Below are 2,639 nucleotides of genomic sequence, written 5' to 3'. Positions count from 1 at the left end.
ATCTAACAATTCGGTCAGGGGAAATTTGATCATCGCTTCTCTGTCGATTCATGAAAATGACTTCCTCCTATTTTGCCATTTCACCTACTTCCCCAGATGAGCGAATGTTGATTGCCACAATCCGCATAGTTCTCTTTTGCATGTGGTGAGAAATACGATCGCTGCCAAATTGACTACAGCCCAAGAAACTCTCGAACGCGATCGGCAAGAATTACCAATCTTGCAAAAGCGAGTCAGTCAGCCGTTCGATCAACTTCAGACATACCACGAAAAAGCAAATCGGTTAGAGTTTCTCAAGCAACTGTTTGACACAATTGCTAACGAAGCACCCGTGGATAATGACGATCAAGATCCTAATCTTGATGATGATGAATTGACTGACTCAAGAGAGATATTTTGGCAACGTGATTCTATAGTCGCAAAGTTGGAACCACCATCAACAGCGATCGTGGAAGCATTGAGGCAGAGACATTTTGAGGATTGGGTGTCAGGTGACGCTGATAACTGGCTTGAACAAATCGCGCAGATTGTTAGCACTGTTGAGGTTGAAATTCCTGTGAATGGCGATCGGCTTTTGCAGTTTCTACAACCGCAAGTATTCAAGCCGTTGTCTGAATTTACGTTTCTAGAAAGAGGAGGTAAGCAACTTGTGATTCCGCAGAAGAATGTAAATGAGGAGAGAGAACAGTTGAAGCTGTTCTAAAACCGTTGTTTCAAAAGAGAAAGTCTTAGCTCTGCAAAGATTTTCTCTTTTGTGATGACTTCATTTATTGGGATCTGAGATTCATAAGACTAGTTATACTACCAACGCTACTGAGTCAATAAATATTAGTTTACGCAGATGCAAAGCGATTAAATCTCAACAGATTTTCTCTTCTGCTACTTGTGACTTTCGAGTTGGTCTATTTTACAATGCAAATTCTCACAATCGGACAATGGCCATTTGTGAGTGGAAATCTACTCTCAAGCTCTTTTCTACCCTCATTTGAAGATTATCTTCAAATCTAACTCCCAGACTTTACATATTTTACTTGATAGTCTCAATAAGTGATGTTACGTGGAAGTTCTCAATACCCTCCCCCCTAGCCCCTCTCCCTTGATGGGAGAGGGGCTAGGGGGGGAGAGTTCCACGTAACATCAGTCAATAACTCAAAACTATTTTCTTAAACTGCGATGCCACATCCTTCTCTACATATATAAAAAAATAATTCAACTCCTCTCTGAAAGAATTCATCTTCATCTTTATGAATTATCCAATCTCCCCATCGGCAAGCGTGTAGACCTAACCACCAAATTTGTCTAATAGCAACAAAGTACTTAATTATTTGTGCTTCATAATCGGAAATTAGACTGACAGAATTATAGCCCTGAATAACAGCATTCCAGATATAGCCATTGCCCCCTTGCCCGAATGTTCCCCAGATCATAGTAGCAATATCATACACCCGCCATGATAGTTTTACATCTTCAAGATCAAAGAAAACTATCTTGTCATTGCTCAAGTGCATATTATAGTGATGCGAGTCTCCATGACAGATACCAAATGATACTTGTTCTTTAAGAGAATCAAGTATCTGTCCAAGTTGTTGACATAGATTATCAACCTGCTGAGCTAATTCAGAACTTACTCTATCAGTAATGTAGGTAGTTGGCTGAAACAGCAAAACATCGAGATTTGAGTGTGGAATGTCGCTATAGTTTGGGTAACTATTAGAGATTTCATGGAACAGGGCTAAATATGCTCCAGCTATAAAAAAGTCATTAATATTAACAGAAGGTATTTTGCCTAATATAAAATCTTCAACTGAAAGATAGTAGAGATTATTAGCATTACTCACATATGTGATATACCCACCATCCAATCGACGCATTGGTCTTGATACAGGAGCGCACTTATAAAATAAATATTCTTGTAAAGGCAATATATGTGAAATGTTATCTTTATTTTCTATTCTTGAAACTCTTGCAATAAAACATTTATTATTTGTAATAATGTTAAATAGGGAGTTGCGTGAATTACTGATAGGATTGATTGAAGCTATGTCGCCAATCGAATAATTGTTTAATACTGCTTGCCAAATGCACATTTTATTAAGCATTAGTATACTCCATTTTAATAATTTCAGAACGATGCCGTTCACATATCCATGGCAAGCTCGTGAATCTTGTGGCAGCATTTTCTTCTTGAAGCTCAGGTCCCTTTAGAGCAAGACTTATTAAGTCAAAGGTATATGGTTGACCAGCTAAAGCGCAGTTAGAAAAAGCTTCTCTAATTGAACCAATTGCTTGATTATGTAAACCTATAAGCCCAAAACATGGATAAATAGATCCGTCATAGTCAATGTAAAGTTTAAATCGATTTGCGCAGGCTTGCGGAGCATTACTTGGCACGCCTATATTCGTAAATGATTCTTCTTTCTTTGAAGGGTAAATAGTTATATCTGTCGAATTTACTACTTGAGATTGAAACAAATGAATTTTTCTCATTTCTTCACAAGAGCCAATAATACCTACTCCCTTCCCGCTGTAAGGCATGGTAAAATATGAAATAAAAAGACAGTAAAAAAATGAACCAAAACGAAGCGCTTCTGAACAAGCCGTTAGATCTCAAAGATTGGCAGAAGCAGTTCAATCGACAT

Annotated in this window: 3 protein-coding genes; 1 reads left to right on the top strand and 2 read right to left on the bottom strand. The window is 38.0% G+C overall.

Features of this window, described 5'->3' with window-relative positions; translation table 11 throughout:
• Positions 1-142: 142 nt before the first annotated feature.
• On the top strand, positions 143-703 hold the full coding sequence (locus B9G53_RS26530; protein WP_141211918.1) for a hypothetical protein: 561 nt from the start codon (positions 143-145) through the stop codon (positions 701-703).
• A gap of 460 nt (positions 704-1,163) precedes the next feature.
• Here B9G53_RS26530 and B9G53_RS26525 read toward each other — a convergent pair whose 3' ends face one another.
• Both B9G53_RS26525 and B9G53_RS27030 read right to left on the bottom strand, forming a co-directional pair.
• Entirely contained in the window at positions 1,164-2,099 is a 936-nt protein-coding gene (locus B9G53_RS26525) for a phosphotransferase enzyme family protein (protein WP_176453373.1), read from the bottom strand.
• A complete protein-coding gene (locus B9G53_RS27030; RefSeq protein ID WP_141211917.1) occupies positions 2,092-2,535 on the bottom strand; it encodes a hypothetical protein in 444 nt (147 codons plus the stop codon). The genes B9G53_RS26525 and B9G53_RS27030 overlap by 8 nt, the downstream gene beginning before the upstream one ends.
• Positions 2,536-2,639 lie beyond the last annotated feature (104 nt).

The sequence above is a fragment of the Pseudanabaena sp. SR411 genome (assembly GCF_002251945.1).
Taxonomy (GTDB): Bacteria; Cyanobacteriota; Cyanobacteriia; order Pseudanabaenales; family Pseudanabaenaceae; genus Pseudanabaena.
Note: the sequence above shows the minus strand (reverse complement) of the source record. Positions and strands in the feature narration are given on the sequence as shown.